Source organism: Robertmurraya phoenicis, from assembly GCF_047302285.1.
Lineage (GTDB): Bacteria > Bacillota > Bacilli > Bacillales > Cytobacillaceae > Robertmurraya.
The window spans coordinates 2,155,784-2,173,935 of sequence record NZ_CP154845.1; the positions used below are offsets into that span (position 1 = coordinate 2,155,784).

An 18,152-nucleotide genomic window follows, 5' to 3' on the forward strand; every position below is an offset into this window, starting at 1 on the left:
GTCAATTTCCTCCTATGCAAGCTAATCCTTCTTTTTTAATGTCATCGACTCTTGCTTGCCCAATTCCATTGATTTTTGTTAATTCTTCAATTGATTGATACGGTCTTAGTTCAATTAAATCTTTTGCTCGTTCTGGACCAATATGGATGATTTCTTCAACTTCCTCTGCTGAAGCCGTGTTTATATTGATACAACTATCTTGATTTTCTACTCGATTATTTGTATCGATCTGTTGCTTAGATTTTCTTTCTTCGATATATCCATCTTTTTCTGTCTCAATTTGATACGTTTTTCCATCTGTTGTAACAATAATCGTTCCGTGAACGTCTGTTCCATAGAGAGGAATACCTGATTCTTGAATAAGTGATACGACTTCTTCATGGGGGTGCCCATAAGAATTATCCATTCCAGCACTATAAATCGCCACTTCAGGCTGAACGGCTTGCAAAAATTCTTTACTTGTAGAAGTGGTTGAACCGTGATGACCAAGCTGTAAAAAAGTTGCCTCTAACTGAGAGCCACTTTGAATCATCTCAATTTCATTTGCTTTTTCTGCATCACCTGTAAAGACAAAACTGATTTCACCATATGTTATTATGACAGAAATCGATTCTTCATTCGCTTTTCCTGTAATCTCCTTTGGATATAAAACCTCCAAATGAAGAGGACCTATTTCGTATGTATCGCCCGTTCTTGGCTCGACATAATCTACGTCATTTTCGCTTATCTCCATCAATACACGTTGAAAGGTGTCTGATTGACTAGTATTACCTGATAACCAAACCTCATCGACCGGAAATGTTTGAAGAACCTGATCCAATTGGCCAATATGATCGGCGTCAGGATGAGTTCCGATCGCAATATTAATATTTTTCACCTTGTTTTTTTGAAGGTAGTCGACAACTTCATCTCCAGTAAAGTCTCCACTATCGATTAGTATCGTATAGGATTGCCCATCTTCTGAAACTTGAAAAAGGGTAGAGTCTGCTTGACCAACATCTAGAAAATGAACTTTCAATTCTTCATTCATCGTTTTGTCTTGTTCAATTGCTGGTGGACTTGAAGATGCGTCATTATCTGTTTGTTCCGTAATAGTTGGATTTGCTGGCGATTCAATTTCTTTTTGAACACTTGAAGGTTGTTGGGCATTACATCCAACTAAAAATAATATGGTTGCGATAGTTATAATAAAATTTTTCAATGAAATCCCCCTGAAAGACTTTTGTTTTTATTATGCTCATGGTGTTAAGTTACATCAACTATTCTATCATAAAGAGGAGTTTTGAGATGTTTAAAAAATGGGTTTCAATTATGTTCATGTTGATAATTATCGTTGGCTGTACAAGAAGTGGCTTAAGTGGAAATATGCCTCCTAATGCGAAGGTAGTCGTCAATGACCAGGAGTATGAAACGGTATTAGGTACATATTGTTGGAGTGGAGGGTGGAATAGCGGAATCTGTGTAGATACAGCTGGCCCAACGGAGCTTTTAAAAGAGAAAGAAACCATTACGGTAAAAGGTGGGGAAAGGGTTACAATAAAGATTGACTTTGAGCCCCAGCCAACGGAAATTCATGTCGAGCAATTCATCAATGAAACCGGAATCGAAGTACCACTCGAAGGTCTCCAATTTAGTGTCCCAGAAGAGCCTGGCGTATATTATTATTCGATTGGTGCATGGTGGTTGGATGAAGAAGATGAAAATGTATCCTTAGGCGATGCTTTCTATGCGATTGCTCTTGAAGTTTCTAATTGACACTTTCTCATTTATATGATATTTAAATTATGAATATTAGCACTCGAGAGATAAGAGTGCTAAACTATCATTAGTGGATATTTGGAAAGGGGAAAGATGTATGGAAAAAAGACAATTTCAGGCAGAGTCAAAGCGATTACTAGAAATGATGATTAACTCTATTTATACTCAAAAGGAAGTGTTTTTACGAGAGTTAATCTCCAATGCAAGTGATGCGATTGATAAAATCTATTACAAAGCATTAACAGATGATAGTTTAAGCTTTAACCAGGATGATTACTACATAAAAATTGAGACAGATAAAGAAAATCGCATATTAAAAATCAGTGATACAGGTATTGGGATGACAAAGGAAGAACTTGAGAATAACTTAGGGATTATTGCCAAAAGCGGTTCTTTAGCTTTTAAAACAGAGAATGAAATAAAAGATGGACACGATATTATTGGTCAATTCGGAGTCGGTTTTTATGCTGCTTTTATGGTAGCTGATGTAGTGACCGTGATAAGTAAAGCCCTTGAAAGTGATGAGGCTTATAAGTGGGAATCAAAAGGAGCAGACGGATATACGATCGAACCGACAGAAAAAAGTGAAGTCGGAACTGAGATCATTTTGGAGATCAAAGAAAATACTGAAGATGAGTCATACGAAGAGTATCTTGAGGAATACCGTTTGAAATCAATTATTAAAAAATACTCAGATTTTATTCGTTATCCGATTAAAATGGATATAACAAAGAGCAGAAAAAAAGAAGACAGTGAAGATGAGTATGAAAGCTATGTTGAAGAAGAAACGATTAACAGCATGGTACCGATATGGAGAAAAAATAAAAACGAATTAACTGATGAGGATTATGAGAAATTTTACAATGAGAAGCATTATGGTTTTGATAAACCGTTAAAACATATCCACATTAGTGTTGATGGTACGATTCGCTACAACGCCATTCTTTATATTCCAGAAAGCACGCCTTTTGATTACTATTCGAAAGAATATGAAAAGGGGCTTGAGTTATATTCAAACGGTGTTTTAATTATGAATAAATGTGCGGATCTACTTCCTGACTACTTCAGCTTTGTAAAAGGACTAGTAGACTCAGAGGATCTCTCCCTCAATATTTCCAGAGAGATGCTCCAGCACGACCGTCAATTAAAGCTGATAGCAAAGAATATAAATAAGAAGATTAAAAGTGAACTTCAAAGTTTATTGAAGAATGAACGAGAGAAGTATGAAGCCTTTTATAAGTCATTTGGAAGACAACTGAAATTTGGTGTTTATAATGACTTCGGTGCAAATAAAGAAACTCTACAGGATTTACTCATGTTCTATTCTTCAAAAGAAAAGAACATGGTTACACTCGATGAGTATACTTCTAGAATGCCTGAAGAGCAGAAGTTTATTTATTATGCGTCTGGTGAATCGATTGAGCGCATCGAGAAATTACCACAGGCAGAGATTGTCTCTGAAAAAGGTTATGAAATTCTTTATTTTACTGAGGATATTGATGAATTTGCGATAAAAATGCTCATGAGTTATAAGGAAAAAGAATTTAAATCTGTATCAAGTGGTGATCTTGGAATTGATGAAAGCGAAATGGATTCTGAGACCAAAGATGAAGAGAATAAAGAACTCTTTGAGGAAATGAAAAATATCCTTTCTGGCAAGGTAAAGGATGTCCGTGTATCAAAAAGGTTAAAATCTCACCCAGTATGTTTAACAGCAGATGGAGAAGTGACAATTGAAATGGAGAAAATCCTTAATGCAATGCCAGATAATCAAAATGTAAAAGCGGATAAGATTCTTGAAATCAATCCGAATCATGAAGTATTCGAATCACTGAAAAATGCCCTTGCTAGTGATAAAGAAAAATTAAGTTTATATACGAATCTTTTATATAATCAGGCTCTTCTTATTGAAGGGTTACCAATTCAAGATCCAGTCGAATTTACGAATGATATTTGTAAAGTAATGGTATAAAAGGGTAGAAACAGCCTCTTGTTCTCATGGGGGCTGTTTTCTCTTTTCTAACACATGTTATTGGCTAATGATAGAAATAGAAAAGTGTGATATAACTGAAATAAGTGAATCAAATAATAGATATGGAGGAGATGGGATGGCTGTTCTTCTGTCGAAGGGGCAAAAGGTAGACTTAACAAAAAAGACATCGAATTTACATAGCATTTTAATTGGATTAGGCTGGGATATTAATCAATTTGGTGGCCAGAGCTTTGATTTAGATGCTTCAGTTTTTCTGCTTGATCAAACAGGAAAAGTTAAGGGTGAGCAAGACTTTATCTTTTACAATAATCCTGTTGGTGGGAATCAATCTGTTTTTTACAGTGGTGATAACCGTACAGGAATAGGTGCCAATGATGATGAACAAGTACGAATTGTGTTACCATCTGTTCCTCCATATATAGAGCGAATTGCTTTTTCGATAACCATTCATGATGCCCAGTTAAAGGGACAAAGCTTTAGCCAAATTTCTAATGCGTACGTTCGAATTATGAATGAACAAACGCAAGAGGAATTGTTGCGCTTTAATCTACAGCAGTTTACTGTGGAAACAGCTATCGTTGCAGCAGAACTATATCGTCACCAAAACGAATGGAAGTTTAACGCTATTGGTAGTGGATTTCAAGGGGGATTAGCAGCTCTTTGTCGTAATTTTGGCTTAGAAGTAGAAGAAAGTCAGCCTTCACAGAGTGGAGGATTTAATCAAGCCCAAAGTAGTTCATATTCCAATCCGTCACAATCGTTTGGAACACAGCCAACTCAGCAATCGTCTTTTGGTGCTCCGACAAATCCAAATCAGTCGTTTGGACAATATAGTCAAAGTCCACCTAATATACCTTCTAGTCAATACGGACAGCCATCTACGAATACTTTTGGCCATTCATATAGTAATCAAACGAGTCGTCCTATAAATGATGGCTACCAAAGAATGGGAAGAACGTCTTCAGGTGATATGGCTTGCCCTCGTTGCCATTCAGACTATATCTCTTCTGGAAAAAAAGGCTTTGGATTAGGAAAGGCAGCCGTTGGTGGCTTAGTTTTGGGACCAGTCGGACTATTAGGTGGATTTATTGGTGCAAATAAAATGGAATTTCGCTGTAATTCATGCCAATATAAATGGTCATTAGATCAAACTGACTTTCGTCGTATGTTCCAGGAACAAAAGGATAATGCAAGAAGAGTACTTCAAAAATACAACAATAATCATTCTGTGTTAGACGCTTTAATGGCATCCTGTGCATTAGTTGCTATGGCGGATGGACATTTAGATCGGAGTGAGCAACAGAAAGTATATGATTTCATCCATCAAAGTGATGAATTACGTTCCTTTAATACCCAACAGGTAATCGCACGCTTTGACCACTTTGTACGTGGCTTGCAAATGGATCCAATCGTTGGTAGAGGAGAAGCATTACGAGCTGTGGGGAAGGTACGTGATCAATATGACTTATCACGATTAGTGGTTCGATACGGTATTGCTATTGGTTTTGCAGACGGTGAATTTGCTCGTGCTGAGCAAGAAACGATCCGTGATATTTGTAATGAATTAAGACTTAATCCAGGTGAATTTTTGTCTTGATGTTTTGATAAAAGTCTTTCCTTGTATATTAAAGGGAAGACTTTTAACTATTTGACTCATTCTTTTACTATTTGTAATGCTATTATTAGCTGGTAAATGTTGAAGATAATGACTTTCGCTTACGAGTGAATACTATTCATTTAATAAAATCTTGAAATAGTGTTTGTAAAAGGATTTAGAACGACCAATACTAGATTGTGTTGGAAAGATTGATATAAATCTGCTATATTAACAAAGAAAAAAATTGGAAACGTTTCATTTTCAAAAAATTAAAAATTTATTAAAAAAACAGTTTATATTCTGACAAGTCTAATTTATAATAAAAAAGAATTACATAAAACTAGGGGGAATTATATGGATGCTTTTGTTAGTTGGCTAAATGGAGTGATTTGGAGTCCTGCGCTAGTGTACCTATGCTTAGGTGTAGGACTAGTATTCTCTATCGCTACAAAGTTTTTGCAAATAAGACATATTGGCGATATGGGTAAATTAATGTTTAATCGAGAAACATCAGAATCAGGTATTTCATCTTTCCAGGCGATCTCTATGTCGCTAGCTGGTCGGGTAGGTACAGGGAATATTGCCGGAGTTGCAACGGCTATTGCGTTTGGTGGTCCTGGTGCCGTTTTCTGGATGTGGGTTATCGCTTTCCTCGGGGCTAGCTCTGGATTTATTGAAGCTACACTTGGACAGGTGTACAAAACGAAGCAAGATGGCCAATTCCGTGGGGGTCCAGCATTTTATATTGAAAAAGGACTTGGAATCAAATGGTATGCTGTACTATTTGCAATTGTAACGGTTATTGCAACTGGTGCTCTATTACCAGGTGTGCAATCCAATAGTATGTCTACCGCTGTAGATACAGCATTCGGAATTAGTCCGTGGGTTTCTGGTATTGCTGTATGTGTGATTTTAGCTATCATTATATTTGGTGGAGTAAAGCGTATCGCAAGAACAGCAGAATTTGTAGTACCAGTGATGGCTGTAGGTTATATTTTCGTAGCTCTTATTATACTTATTATGAATATTGATAGAGTCCCAGAAATTTTTGGACTTATTTTCTCTAGCGCATTTGCGATGAATTCTGCATTTGGTGGGATTTTAGGTGCTGCTATTTCTTGGGGAGTAAAGCGTGGAGTTTATTCAAATGAAGCAGGGCAAGGTACTGGTCCACATGCTGCTGCCGCTGCGGAAGTTTCTCACCCCGCAAAGCAAGGTCTGGTCCAAGCATTTTCTGTTTATATCGACACTTTATTTATTTGTTCAGCTACAGCATTCATGATTCTTATCACAGGGATGTACAATGTTACCCCTGAAGGTGAGGAAGCAATTGTAGTGAACTTAGCTGAAATGGAACCAGGACCGGGGTATACTCAATCAGCAGTTGAATCTGCTATGCCGGGATTCGGTGCACCATTTGTTGCTATCGCTTTATTGTTCTTTACATTCACAACGATTATGGCATACTACTACATGGCTGAAACAAATTTAGCTTATATTAATCAAAAAGTGAAGCGAGTATGGTCAGAATATCTTTTGAAATTTGTGTTTATTGCGATGGTTTTGTACGGTTGTGTGAAGACAGCTGACGTAGCTTGGGCTCTTGGGGATGTCGGAGTTGGAAGTATGGCATGGCTCAATATTATCGCGATTCTCCTTCTTGCTAAACCTGCTCTTGCTGTTCTGAAGGATTATGAAGAACAGAAGAAGGCTGGAAAGGATCCAGTATTTGATCCAGTTAAGCTTGGCATTAAAGGTGCTGATTTCTGGGAAAAAGAATACAAGTATCCAGGTGTGGAAGCGGAAAAGACAAATTCAACATCTGGAACGACGTTAGACAAATAAAGTTATTCAAAAATAGAGAAAGGGCGCTCATTTGAGCGCCCTTTCTTTGTCGGAAAAAATCTTTTTGTAAACGGTTAAAATTAAGACTTTACTTTTAATTTTCGATTATGTTTATCATCAATTAATCGCTCAATACGCGCAATTTCTTTTTTATCTGTTAAGATTTCCTGTTTATTTCTGCTTATTAACGTCTGCATTGATACAAATTGTTTTCTCATTTTTGTAAGCTCCTTTCTGCCAAGAAAAATGTCGAAACTTAGTATATAATAAATATATCAAAATTTTCAGAAATAATCAAATGCTTTCTTAGTAAAACAAGAATATTTAATAACTGTCATAAAATCATTTCATTATACCCAGGTGTCTGTGTCCATAAACCTAATCAACGAAAGAGACAGAGTTTTTTTACCCTGTCTCTTTCATTATGTCGCCATTACTTGACCGCCGTTTACATGAAGTGTTTGCCCTGTAACGAATCTTGAATCATTAGATGCTAAATAGACGAAGGTAGGAGCGAGTTCAAATGGTTGCCCTTGACGCTCCATCGGATTTCCAGCAAGAGTAACTTCATCTGCGGAAAAGCTCGAAGGAATGAGAGGAGTCCATATTCTCCCTGGTGCCACTGCGTTGACACGAATTCCTTCCTTTACAAGACTATTGGCTAACGCTCTGGTAAACCCAACATTCGCTGCTTTGGTAGCCGTATAATCGATTAACTGTTCAAATCCAACATAGGCGACAACAGATGCTGTATTAATAATCGAACTGCCAGGTTTTAAATACGGCAAGGCTGCCCTTGTTGTATAAAAATGAGAGTAAATATTTACTTTAAAGGTGTCATCAAATTGCTCATCACTTATATCGAGGAGACTTAGCTGTTGAAACTGAATTCCAACATGATTACATAGTATATCTAACTGACCAAATGCTTCAATCGTGTTCTCGACAATATCGATGCATTGTTGCTTTTTCCTTAAGTCTCCCGGTAAAAGAATACATTTTTGTCCTAGTTCTTCAATTCGTTTTTTCGTTCGATTCGCATCTTCATGTTCATCTAAGTAGGCAATCGCTACATTTGCACCTTCTTTAGCAAAGGCGATGGCGGCAGCTGCACCAATTCCACTATCTCCACCAGTAATGAGTGCGACCTTTCCTTTTAGTTTTCCACTACCTTGATAATTAGGGTTTTCTATAATTGGTCTAGGAACCATGTATTTTTCTACCCCGGGCTGACGAAATTGACGCTGCTCTGGGACGGTAAGGGGAATCTCTTGATATTGCGTAATTTTTCCATAGTGAGGATACATAGGGTATTCATTCGTATTATCTTTTTTTGTCATGATGGCCTCCTCAAATCAATTGTTCTGAGTTACTGTATGAAATTTTAGCAAATTAAGTGCATTCGTACGGGCTCTTTTTCAAAGGAGAACGAATACCGTAAATAAAAAGTCCAATGAAAGTGGGGATCACAATGTACGAATACAATCCAGAAGTAACCTATTTGCTCATAAACAATTCTGAGGAGAAAGTCGAGATGTTTTATCAAAACCAATCATTTAAATTACCGTTAATTAGCAAAAGACCACCATATTATGCTTATCCAAAATACGAGCAATATTATCCAATCATATAAGGAAAACGTATTATTTTTTTCGCTTGTGAAACTTATGAAAAAAAAAGTAGAGTATGCGCCACAAACGAGATATTTTTTGGCTATCGATAGCTATCTTCGAAAGATGCGGTTGAGATTTTTTACAAATCGGCTTCGATGGGTAGTGTAAAAATATCACCTGAAGAAAAGGAGCTCTTTCTTATGGAGTTAATGAAGAGGGGCCCTCATATTGAGATGGACATTCCAAATATGAAAATTATTCATTAAACAGCTCCATTTTCAAAACGATGAATATCGTTATTTTCACCAATAACAATAAGTATGTCACCTGAATAAATGACTTCTTCAGCAGAAGGGGATACGATAATGTCTCCTTCTCTTTGAAGTCCGATAATATTGCAACCATATTTCGAACGAACATCTAATTCTGAGAGCGTTCTTTCATGGATTTTCGTAGAAGCTAAAATTTCTACAATACTATGTTTTTCTGAAAGCTCGATATAGTCGATGACTTTATCAGATATCACATGGTGAGCAATTCGTTTTGCCATGTCCCTCTCAGGCTGTATCACCCGATCTGCACCGATTTTCTCCAAAACCTTGCGATGATAGCTATTCGCCGCTTTTGCCCAAACTTGAGAAATGCCCAAGTCCTTTAACAATAAAGTAATAAGGACACTTTTTTCTATGTCGTTTCCTAAGGAAACAATGGCATGGTCCATATTTTTAATGCCTACTTCTTTTAATCTCATTTCATTAAGGGCATCTAAATGGACAGCGAACGTCGCATATTTTTCATATTTTTCAACCCGTTCCTTATTCTTATCGATCGCCAAAACATCGATTCCAAGGACGCTGAATTCCTCTACAAGACTCCCACCGAAACGGCCTAATCCAATAACGGCAAATTGTTTTTTCATTTTATTCCTCCAAAGCATGGTTTTTCAATTAGGATTTCCAAGCCATTACTATATTATTTAACATTAAATTATTCTGAATATTATAATATAAAGAGAGGAGGGGATTGAATGGAACCATCTATACAAGAGGGCGGTTTATTATGGGAGCCATCAGACCAGTTAAAAAATGAGTCAAATATGATGAGTTTTATGAAATGGCTAAAAACAAATAAAAATCTACAATTTAATAAGTATCAGCAATTGTGGAATTGGTCTGTCACAGAAATAGAAGATTTTTGGGAATCATTATGGGAATATTTTCAGATTAAGTCCGTTTCACCTTATACATCTGTACTGTCAGAGCGAAAAATGCCAGGGTCTAAATGGTTTGAGGGAGCGACATTAAATTATACAGAGCATGTGTTTCGAAACAGGGATGAACATGAAATAGCGATCCTATCAAAATCTGAAACACGACCCTTAGAAAAAATGGATTGGGGAATCCTTGAAAAAAAAGTAGCCGCCTTTGCATCCGCACTTAGAGATTCAGGGATACAGAAGGGAGAACGGGTTGCTGCCTATTTACCGAATATTCCTGAAGCAACGATTGCCTTTTTAGCATGTGCAAGTATTGGGGCTGTTTGGTCAGGTGCTTCTCCTGACTTTGGAAGCCCTACTGTCATTGAGCGATTCAAACAGATCGAACCAAGAATCTTAATTGCTATCGATGGTTATCGTTATGGAGGGAAGAATTTTGATCGAACTGAAACAGTGAGAGAAATAAAGAAAGCGATTCCATCCATCGAAAAGACAGTGCTTATTCCTTATTTGAATGAATCGTCTTTAAATGATCAGTTAGAGAACATGATACTTTGGGAGCAGTTCGTCGCCGAACATAGCGATGCACGACTGCAGTTTACACCATTGCCATTTGACCATCCTCTATGGATTTTATTTTCATCAGGGACGACTGGAATTCCGAAAGCGATTGTACAAGGACACGGTGGAATCTTACTTGAACACTTAAAACAATGTGCGTTACATATGGATTTAAAAAAGGGAGATCGTTTCTTCTGGTATACGACGACTGGCTGGATGATGTGGAATGTCGTAGTGAGTGGACTTCTCGCTGGCTCAACGATTCTTTTATATGATGGAAACCCAGGCTTTCCTACAGTCGAAACTCTTTGGAAATTTGCTGAAGAAACGGGAATGACTGTATTTGGGACGAGTGCGAGCTTTATCCTTTCATGTATGAATGCACGAATAGAGCCTTCTAAATTTGAGCTTTCAAACTTGAAAGCACTTGGTTCTACAGGGTCCCCATTACCACCAGAAGGATTTTCATGGGTGTATAACAAAGTCAAAAAGGATCTATGGTTGGCTTCGGTTAGTGGAGGAACGGATGTTTGTTCTGCTTTTGTAGGAGGGTCCCCGTTATTGCCTGTATTCGCAGGTGAAATTCAATGTAGAGAATTGGGGGCGAAGGTAGAAGCTTATAATGAAAAGGGTGAAAGTGTGATCAATGAAGTCGGGGAATTGGTTTTAACTGAACCATTGCCATCTATGCCCCTTTATTTTTGGAACGATCCAAGTGGAAAACGCTATCGTGATAGTTATTTTTCGTTGTATCCCAATATTTGGAGACATGGAGATTGGATTAAAATTTCAACGAAAGGAAGTTGTCAAATCTATGGCCGATCCGATTCAACGATTAATAGGGGAGGGATCAGGATTGGGACGAGTGAAATATATAGTGCAGTCGAAGGAATGGAGGAGGTTGCCGATAGTCTCGTCATAGATGTAAATAATGAAGTCATGCTATTTGTTGTCTTAAAAAAGGAAACAGATTTAACGTCTTTTCTAGAATCAGCTATTAAGCAGCAGATTCGTCTATCCTGTTCGCCAAGGCATGTACCTGATCAGATTTATTTGATTGAGTCAGTCCCTCGTACACTAAATGGAAAGAAACTTGAAGTTCCGGTTAAAAAAATTCTTTCAGGAACACCAGTCTCTAAATCAGTTAACATTGGATCATTGAGTAACCCGACTGCTCTTGAGTATTTTGTAAAGCTGGCAGCGAATATTCAAAGCCCAAATCCATAATAAAATGGATCTGGGCTTATATGAATTATTTCATTTCTGCAACGACATAATCGGGATGAAGGTTAACAAAACGGTTTATTGCTTCGATATAGGCACTAGCACTTGCAAAGATGATGTCAACGTGAATGGCTCTGCCCTGATATAATGAATCTCCATGTTTGATTTTAACAAAGACTTCACCGATCGAATCCTTTCCTTTAGAGATTGACTTAATTTTATAGTCAATTAACTCTGCTTGGATGTTAAGGCCTTGGTCAATTCCCTTATAGATCGCATCAACGGGCCCATTTCCTTCGCCAATTCCTTCAATGATTGTCCCGTCCACTTTTACTATATGAATAAAGGCACGATAGTCTTTGTTGGCTAACACTTGAAGACTAAGGTCTTTAAATGTGTATGTTTGGCTATTTACGGTGGATTTTGATTCCAATAATGCGATGATGTCTTCATCAAATATTTCTTTCTTTCTATCGGCAAGCTCCTTATATTTACTAAAGACTTCCTTTAACTGTTCTGCGTTTATCGCATAGCCAAGCTCTTCGTATCGTTTTTTTAGGGCATTTCGTCCAGATAGCTTTCCAAGAACAAGCTTCGTTTCCATAAAACCAACACTCTCAGGCTTAAGAATTTCATATGTGGTTTTGTCCTTGATGACCCCATCCTGATGGATGCCAGAAGAATGAGCAAATGCATTTTTACCGATGACTGCCTTGTTTGGAGGAACACTAATTCCCGTCAATCTACTAATCAATTTACTTGTTTTAGCGATTTCTTTAAGAACAATGCCTGTTTCTTTTTGATAATAGTCCTTGCGGGTTTCTAGTAAAGCGGCAACCTCTTCTAGGGCAACGTTTCCAGCACGTTCACCAATTCCGTTTACACAGCCTTCAACCTGTAGTGCTCCAGCCTTTATCGCAGCTATACTATTGCTTGCAGCTAGACCTAAATCATCATGACAATGGCAACTTAGTCTAACCTTTTCAACTCCTTTTGTATGCTCGAGGATGTATTGAAACAGGTCAGCATATTCTTCTGGGGTCGCATAGCCGACTGTGTCTGGAAAATTCAATACGGTTGCTCCAGCTTCAATAACTTCCTCTGAGATTTCTCGTAAAAACTCAAGCTCTGTTCTGGTTGCATCTTCACAAGAAAATTCGACATGTTTAAAGTGTTGAGCTGCATATGAAACGCATTCAACTGCTTTTGCAATCACTTCTTCCTTTGACATAAATAATTTCTTCTCTCGATGAATAGGAGAGGTTGCAATGAAAACATGGATTCCAACATTTTCAATTCCACGAAGGGCTTCAATAACAGCATCAATATCCGCTTTATTTGCACGGGCTAAGCTGACAACTAGTGGCTTCGTAACCGCTTGGGCAACTGCTCTGACTGCAGCAGCATCACCTGGAGAAGCTGCTGCAAAACCAGCTTCAATGACATCAATTCCAAGCTGTTCTAGGCGTAGTGCTATCTCCACTTTTTCTTCTTGATTTAAGTTAACACCAGGAGTTTGTTCCCCATCTCTTAAGGTTGTGTCAAAAAAATAGACTTTGTTACTCATCACTAAAACCTCCTAATTGATATGTGAATTTTACCGAAATAAAAAAACCTTAACAACGACCAGAGGGACGAGAAAACTCGTGGTACCACCCTCATTTGCTGCTCCTCACGGAAAACAGCCTTCGTAAGTTAAGGTTTAACTTCACAAATTAACGATTGTGAATCGTTTCTTCCTACTTTTTTCAGAAGAAAGTCTCAAAGGCGAGATAGAAAGATTCTCCACCTGTTTTCACCAACCACAGGCTCTCTTCAGAAGAAATACTTCCCTTGCTCCTTATCATCAACTTTTTAACAATATTTAAAATTCGAAATTTTAAAATAGAATACTACATAATAAATAGAAATGCAATACCTTGTTCGTTTAAAGTGATAAATTATTTTTTTTTGTTTATGAAGGCATTAAACTTCCCTCGAAAAAGAGGTATATAAAAATATTCTAATATAATAGAGAAAATATTGAATTGTTAGTAAATTAGTGTTATACTAAATAAAAGTTAAGGAGTTGATTTCCATGAATAAGGATTTGCTTAAGTTACCCGAACCGTCAATTGAAGAGCAGTTGTCAATGTTAGCAGAGCAGGTGTTAAACGAATCTTTGGTTTCCTACAAAAAAGAAAAGCTAAAGAAGGAAATCGACAAATCCTTAAAAGAACGAAATAAAAAGGAATTCCTTCGCTTATCTACTGAACTAAATAAAATTTCTTAAACCTTTCGACAGTCTGTTTTCCAGGCTGTCTTATTTTGGGTATTAATTGTTATTTTATGGGAACACTAGCCGTGAGGTGAGCGCATGGTTAGAAAAGTAATTGCATTGGTTTTAGTTACCCTTTCCGTTTTCAGTTTTCAAGTACAAGCAGAGCCACTACAAATTGAAATTTTTCACATTAATAAAGGGAAGATTACAAAAGAGGTACCTAGCAACAAGGTAATTGAGCAAGAAGTTGCGACAATCCTCGCTGGCATTACGGATTTATACCGTGGTTTTGAACCCATCCCACCAAAAGGGCATATGATTAAAATTCCGTTAGAAAAACCAGTTGAAGTAAAAAACGAGTGGCTAGATGACTTGATTAATGAAGTCATTTTGATTTTTCCAGAATATGAAAACCCTCATTTAATGGTATTTGGGGATGAGAATAGTCACTATTTTTTCCAGTTTGATGCCTCAGTTGATGAAATTCTCTCACAATTAGATGTGAAGTTCAAAGGACAGCGAAAAGAATAAGGTCATATATGAACCCATTAAATATGCCCGTCATGAATAACGACGGGCACAATAAGGAAACCTCTTAATCTGGTAACACCATTTTTAATAAATAATGTGCGAAGGCTTCAGCCAATTCCTCTCCTGTTTTCTCTCCCTCAGGGTTGTACCATTCTTGAATCCAGTTTAAGGCTCCTAATATAATCATCCTGACCATTTTGACTTCAATGTTTTGAAATTCTTTCTTTTCGATTCCTTCTTTTAATATGTCATCGAAATATGAGGCATATTCATTTCTAGATTTCAAAATTTCATGTAAATATTCATTTGTGAAGTGTTGATTTGGTTTATCCATCACCATAAAGATCGATCTTTCATTTGTTGCTAACATGATATGAGCTTTGACAGCTCTGTCAAGCTTTTCCTTAGCAGATATAGGACTACTCGTAATTTCCTCCATATTTTTAATACTTTTATTCATAATCATTTGGTGACAATGAAAGAGGAGATCGTCTTTATTTTTAAAATAATAGTACATCGAACCCTTTGTCATCAAAAGTTTTGCTGCTACTTCCTCCATTGTTGTCCCATGATAGCCCTTTTCAGCAAATACGGCAGCGGCAGAGCGGAGGATCTCTTCTTTTTTCTTGGCAATTTTTCTTTCTTTAAAAGAGGACATCTTAACTCTCCAATCTTCTATTAATTTTTCCTTTACTATATATAAAACCATATTAAAATCGTTTATTAAAGCAAAATATAGAAAATTATCTGAAATGGCATCATTTTATGAAAGTTCGACATAAAATTAACTATTGGTTTAAAAAATGGCTACTTGGAAAAACGTTTGAAAATTCATCTAATCATACTTAAAAAATATGAAGGAGTGGTTATGCTTGACTATGCCGCCGTTAACTGGGAGATGCGTCAAATCGCAAATCCGATTAAGCTTTCAAGAACAAAGGCAAAAACGATTAGACAGGCACCTGCACTAGGAGAACATAATAAGGAAATATTCGATGAACTCGGATACACCCAAAATACAAAAGAGTAAAGCGATTAACTAGATTTGTAGTTTATAGAAAATAGAAAACAAGCCGACTAAAAGCTTTTACACGGCTTGTTTTCTTAATAGTTTAATGCCTCATTTTTACCACCATTTCCACCAGTTTTTTCTCTTTGTTTTTGCTGCAGCCACTTCTCGATAGCTTGATAGCATCCCTTGAAAAGCTTCTTCACGATCGCGGATTTCTTCGGTTGATTGTTGCAATTCACTGACCTTATTAAGAATCGTTTCCTGCTTGGCTTCGAGCGTACCGACCATTCGTTTCAGATCTCTTTTTGAATCCGTTACCGTTTTTGATACCTTTTTCCAGTTAGTGTTATGATCCCTTGAAGTTAAAATAGAGGTATCATGCATCTTTTTTGCGATCTTTTCAAATGTATCTTGTGACGATGATGATACATGTTCAGATAGGGCTTCGAATGATTCGGAAGATTGTTCCGAAACTTGATTGATGACACTTGAGAGTTCTTGAAGTTCACCCTTTCGTTTGTCATTTGCCCTTTGAATGGACTTTGAAATTTCCTTAATTGAATGGAGTGAAGAAGAAGCGATCTCAGTTTTTAGATTTTCGGTAATTTGTTGTTGATTGTAAGTCAGTTCTTGCTTGATTTCATTCACAATATCTTGCTTGTACATATCCATAATGGAATATACATCTGATTCACTTAATTGTGGATGAGATTCCTTTTCGTTATTTTCAACGAGTGGAACAGATAGTCCGGTTTCGACCGTTTCGGAAGAGGGTTCCGAATTGCTAGCAAAATGCTTTTGTAATAGCGAACGGATCATATCCTTACTGACGTTTTGTTCACGCATTTCCTTTATTTTTTTCAAAAGGTCAATTTCATTTTCAGTGAAGAACCTTGCTCCTTGCTTTGTACGAGGAATAACTAAAAGTCCATTAAGATCTTTCTCCCATTGTCTGATCGTTCCAGTAGGGATATTTATTTTCTTCGATACCTCTTTGATTGAATACGCTCTTACCATTTTATTTGTTTGCATAATTTCAATCCTTTCATCTTTGTTTGTCATTTATATTCTGTCACGAGGGGTTCTTTTTCCTGCTATATGACAAAACCTATCAAAAGAAGAAAAGAATCTGCAAAATATTCATAATTTCTAGTACAGAACGAGGCAATAAGGTAACTTTTTATCCAGCTTCTATAGCAATTTCATATATTTATTTCTCGGGAAAGCGCAAGACTTGACATTTCCCGCACTTTCTGTGTTATTTTCTGTGGGTTTTATCAGATTTACGGCAATTGAATGTCAGAATGTGACTACTATTGTCAAGAACGGTGTCCTTTAGGATTGTGTATATAAATCTGTCGATGATTGTATCCGATTACAAAAAATCCGCAAACTACAGTGCGTAACATTTTTTTTCTGAAGCTATTCAGAGTATCATATAATTAGAAACTTATTTTTTCCTAAGGGGTGACATAATGAAAGCATTGGTACATGTAGATAAAGTCGGAATGGACGGCCTTTCTTATCGCGATATAGAAGAAGAAACGCCAAAGCCAGGGGAGGTTAGAGTGAAATTACTGGGGGCTGGGTTAAATCATCGTGATTTATTTACTTTAACCCGTCATAAAGAAACTGACCCACCACTTATTATAGGATCTGATGGAGCAGGAATTATTGATGCAGTGGGTGAAGGCGTTACAAACGTACAAGTTGGTGATGAGGTGATCATTAATCCCGGATTAGGATGGAAGGAAAAAAGTGATGCTCCACCACCAGGATTTGAAATTGTCGGTCTTCCTTTTCATGGGTCGTTTGCTGAAAAGATTGTCATACCTGCTGAAAATGCTGTACATAAACCAGATTATTTATCATGGGAAGAGGCAAGTGTTTTATCGTTAGCAGCCTTAACTGCATATCGTGCACTATTTACAAGAGGAAAGGTTCAAGAAGGGATGAAGGTGTTCATTCCTGGAATCGGTAGTGGAGTTGCGACCTTTTTATTACAGTTTGCAAAAGCAGCTGGAGCAACAGTTTACGTAAGTTCCCGTTCAAAAGCTAAATGCGAGTGGGCTCTTCAAATAGGAGCTTCAAAGGCGATTGATAGCAATGAAGACTGGAGCGAAGCCTTTGCTGGTGAAAAAATGGACTTAATCATTGAGTCTGTTGGTGCCGCTACGTTTAATAAGTCTCTTGATCAGCTCCGTCCTGGTGGAACGATTGTGACATTTGGGGCTTCTGCAGGAGATGTCGTACAATTTGACTTACGCAAGTTTTTCTACGGACAATTTAATATGTATGGCTCCACGATGGGAAGTGGCGAAGAATATAAAGAAATGTTGCAATTTATGGAAAAATACCAATTAAAACCAGTGGTTGATAAAATCTATAAGCTTAGTGAATTTAAGGAAGCCTTTGATAGAATGGAAAAAGCAGAGCAACTTGGAAAAATAGGCTTTTCGATTGAATAAGAAGGCTCTATTCGCGAACATTGTTGCCTTTTCGAAAGTATAAGCACACAAAAATAACAAGGGGACTTATTCTC

At 37.1% G+C, this 18,152-nt stretch carries 17 protein-coding genes, 1 pseudogene and 1 other annotated feature; of the genes and pseudogenes, 11 read left to right on the forward strand and 7 right to left on the reverse strand.

All coding sequences use genetic code 11. The features are described from left to right. Position 1: 1 nt before the first annotated feature. Complete coding sequence (locus AA0X71_RS10685; protein WP_413361926.1) at positions 2-1,201, reverse strand: MBL fold metallo-hydrolase; 1,200 nt, start codon at positions 1,199-1,201, stop codon at positions 2-4. A gap of 86 nt (positions 1,202-1,287) precedes the next feature. Here AA0X71_RS10685 and AA0X71_RS10690 point away from each other — a divergent pair, with 86 nt between their 5' ends. The 4 genes from AA0X71_RS10690 (at position 1,288) to AA0X71_RS10705 (ending at position 7,193) form a co-directional block, all read left to right on the forward strand. Continuing rightward, the gene (locus AA0X71_RS10690) at positions 1,288-1,755 is read left to right on the forward strand and encodes a hypothetical protein (protein WP_413361928.1); all 468 of its coding nucleotides are present in this window, start codon (positions 1,288-1,290) and stop codon (positions 1,753-1,755) included. 100 nt (positions 1,756-1,855) lie between these two features. Continuing rightward, a complete protein-coding gene (gene htpG, locus AA0X71_RS10695; RefSeq protein ID WP_413361930.1) occupies positions 1,856-3,730 on the forward strand; it encodes a molecular chaperone HtpG in 1,875 nt (624 codons plus the stop codon). 136 nt (positions 3,731-3,866) lie between these two features. After that, the gene (locus AA0X71_RS10700) at positions 3,867-5,348 is read left to right on the forward strand and encodes a TerD family protein (protein ID WP_413361932.1); all 1,482 of its coding nucleotides are present in this window, start codon (positions 3,867-3,869) and stop codon (positions 5,346-5,348) included. A gap of 354 nt (positions 5,349-5,702) precedes the next feature. After that, positions 5,703-7,193 (forward strand): alanine/glycine:cation symporter family protein, encoded by a 1,491-nt coding sequence (locus tag AA0X71_RS10705; RefSeq protein WP_413361934.1) that lies wholly within the window; start codon positions 5,703-5,705, stop codon positions 7,191-7,193. 80 nt (positions 7,194-7,273) lie between these two features. Here AA0X71_RS10705 and AA0X71_RS10710 read toward each other — a convergent pair whose 3' ends face one another. Continuing rightward, positions 7,274-7,411 (reverse strand): FbpB family small basic protein, encoded by a 138-nt coding sequence (locus tag AA0X71_RS10710; protein WP_413361936.1) that lies wholly within the window; start codon positions 7,409-7,411, stop codon positions 7,274-7,276. A 204-nt stretch (positions 7,412-7,615) separates the two neighbouring features. Further along, complete coding sequence (locus tag AA0X71_RS10715) at positions 7,616-8,533, reverse strand: SDR family oxidoreductase (RefSeq protein ID WP_413361938.1); 918 nt, start codon at positions 8,531-8,533, stop codon at positions 7,616-7,618. A gap of 131 nt (positions 8,534-8,664) precedes the next feature. Here AA0X71_RS10715 and AA0X71_RS10720 point away from each other — a divergent pair, with 131 nt between their 5' ends. After that, entirely contained in the window at positions 8,665-8,826 is a 162-nt protein-coding gene (locus AA0X71_RS10720; RefSeq protein WP_413361940.1) for a hypothetical protein, read from the forward strand. A gap of 105 nt (positions 8,827-8,931) precedes the next feature. Then, positions 8,932-9,072, forward strand: a pseudogene (locus AA0X71_RS10725) (hypothetical protein); the annotation flags it as partial. On the opposite strand, the gene AA0X71_RS10730 reads toward AA0X71_RS10725, so the two are convergent. Then, complete coding sequence (locus tag AA0X71_RS10730) at positions 9,069-9,725, reverse strand: potassium channel family protein (RefSeq protein WP_413361942.1); 657 nt, start codon at positions 9,723-9,725, stop codon at positions 9,069-9,071. The pseudogene AA0X71_RS10725 and the gene AA0X71_RS10730 sit on opposite strands and share 4 nt — an antisense overlap. 108 nt (positions 9,726-9,833) lie before the next feature. On the opposite strand from AA0X71_RS10730, the gene AA0X71_RS10735 reads away from it, so the two are divergent. Then, positions 9,834-11,810: an acetoacetate--CoA ligase gene (locus AA0X71_RS10735; protein WP_413361944.1), complete on the forward strand. Its 1,977-nt coding sequence runs from the start codon at positions 9,834-9,836 to the stop codon at positions 11,808-11,810. 25 nt (positions 11,811-11,835) lie between these two features. On the opposite strand, the gene AA0X71_RS10740 is transcribed toward AA0X71_RS10735, so the two are convergent. Continuing rightward, on the reverse strand, positions 11,836-13,374 hold the full coding sequence (locus AA0X71_RS10740) for a 2-isopropylmalate synthase (RefSeq protein ID WP_413361946.1): 1,539 nt from the start codon (positions 13,372-13,374) through the stop codon (positions 11,836-11,838). A 60-nt stretch (positions 13,375-13,434) separates the two neighbouring features. Continuing rightward, positions 13,435-13,663, reverse strand: a binding site (T-box leader). 221 nt (positions 13,664-13,884) lie between these two features. Between AA0X71_RS10740 and AA0X71_RS10745 the strand changes: the two genes are divergently transcribed. Both AA0X71_RS10745 and AA0X71_RS10750 read left to right on the forward strand, forming a co-directional pair. Further along, a complete protein-coding gene (locus tag AA0X71_RS10745; RefSeq protein ID WP_413361948.1) occupies positions 13,885-14,079 on the forward strand; it encodes an IDEAL domain-containing protein in 195 nt (64 codons plus the stop codon). A gap of 84 nt (positions 14,080-14,163) precedes the next feature. Then, the gene (locus AA0X71_RS10750; protein WP_413361950.1) at positions 14,164-14,598 is read left to right on the forward strand and encodes a hypothetical protein; all 435 of its coding nucleotides are present in this window, start codon (positions 14,164-14,166) and stop codon (positions 14,596-14,598) included. A gap of 64 nt (positions 14,599-14,662) precedes the next feature. Here AA0X71_RS10750 and AA0X71_RS10755 read toward each other — a convergent pair whose 3' ends face one another. After that, a complete protein-coding gene (locus AA0X71_RS10755) occupies positions 14,663-15,256 on the reverse strand; it encodes a TetR/AcrR family transcriptional regulator (RefSeq protein ID WP_413361952.1) in 594 nt (197 codons plus the stop codon). Positions 15,257-15,466: 210 nt separating this feature from the next. Here AA0X71_RS10755 and AA0X71_RS10760 point away from each other — a divergent pair, with 210 nt between their 5' ends. Then, positions 15,467-15,628 (forward strand): hypothetical protein, encoded by a 162-nt coding sequence (locus AA0X71_RS10760; RefSeq protein ID WP_413361954.1) that lies wholly within the window; start codon positions 15,467-15,469, stop codon positions 15,626-15,628. A gap of 96 nt (positions 15,629-15,724) precedes the next feature. Here AA0X71_RS10760 and AA0X71_RS10765 read toward each other — a convergent pair whose 3' ends face one another. Then, positions 15,725-16,642, reverse strand: a complete 918-nt coding sequence (locus AA0X71_RS10765; protein ID WP_413361956.1) for a MerR family transcriptional regulator — start codon at positions 16,640-16,642, stop codon at positions 15,725-15,727. 443 nt (positions 16,643-17,085) lie between these two features. Between AA0X71_RS10765 and AA0X71_RS10770 the strand changes: the two genes are divergently transcribed. Further along, a complete protein-coding gene (locus AA0X71_RS10770) occupies positions 17,086-18,078 on the forward strand; it encodes a zinc-binding dehydrogenase (protein WP_413361958.1) in 993 nt (330 codons plus the stop codon). Positions 18,079-18,152 lie beyond the last annotated feature (74 nt).

Bases quoted from the DNA above. Each gene is read 5' to 3' on its own strand.
- AA0X71_RS10735 (WP_413361944.1), top strand. From the start codon at position 9,834: ATGGAACCATCTATACAAGAGGGCGGTTTATTATGGGAGCCATCAGAC.
- AA0X71_RS10770 (WP_413361958.1), top strand. From the start codon at position 17,086: ATGAAAGCATTGGTACATGTAGATAAAGTCGGAATGGACGGCCTTTCT.
- AA0X71_RS10705 (WP_413361934.1), top strand. From the start codon at position 5,703: ATGGATGCTTTTGTTAGTTGGCTAAATGGAGTGATTTGGAGTCCTGCG.
- AA0X71_RS10755 (WP_413361952.1), bottom strand. From the start codon at position 15,256: ATGTCCTCTTTTAAAGAAAGAAAAATTGCCAAGAAAAAAGAAGAGATC.
- AA0X71_RS10715 (WP_413361938.1), bottom strand. From the start codon at position 8,533: ATGACAAAAAAAGATAATACGAATGAATACCCTATGTATCCTCACTAT.
- AA0X71_RS10720 (WP_413361940.1), top strand. From the start codon at position 8,665: ATGTACGAATACAATCCAGAAGTAACCTATTTGCTCATAAACAATTCT.
- AA0X71_RS10710 (WP_413361936.1), bottom strand. From the start codon at position 7,411: ATGAGAAAACAATTTGTATCAATGCAGACGTTAATAAGCAGAAATAAA.
- AA0X71_RS10700 (WP_413361932.1), top strand. From the start codon at position 3,867: ATGGCTGTTCTTCTGTCGAAGGGGCAAAAGGTAGACTTAACAAAAAAG.
- htpG (WP_413361930.1), top strand. From the start codon at position 1,856: ATGGAAAAAAGACAATTTCAGGCAGAGTCAAAGCGATTACTAGAAATG.
- AA0X71_RS10750 (WP_413361950.1), top strand. From the start codon at position 14,164: ATGGTTAGAAAAGTAATTGCATTGGTTTTAGTTACCCTTTCCGTTTTC.
- AA0X71_RS10760 (WP_413361954.1), top strand. From the start codon at position 15,467: ATGCTTGACTATGCCGCCGTTAACTGGGAGATGCGTCAAATCGCAAAT.
- AA0X71_RS10690 (WP_413361928.1), top strand. From the start codon at position 1,288: ATGTTTAAAAAATGGGTTTCAATTATGTTCATGTTGATAATTATCGTT.
- AA0X71_RS10740 (WP_413361946.1), bottom strand. From the start codon at position 13,374: ATGAGTAACAAAGTCTATTTTTTTGACACAACCTTAAGAGATGGGGAA.
- AA0X71_RS10745 (WP_413361948.1), top strand. From the start codon at position 13,885: ATGAATAAGGATTTGCTTAAGTTACCCGAACCGTCAATTGAAGAGCAG.
- AA0X71_RS10765 (WP_413361956.1), bottom strand. From the start codon at position 16,642: ATGCAAACAAATAAAATGGTAAGAGCGTATTCAATCAAAGAGGTATCG.
- AA0X71_RS10730 (WP_413361942.1), bottom strand. From the start codon at position 9,725: ATGAAAAAACAATTTGCCGTTATTGGATTAGGCCGTTTCGGTGGGAGT.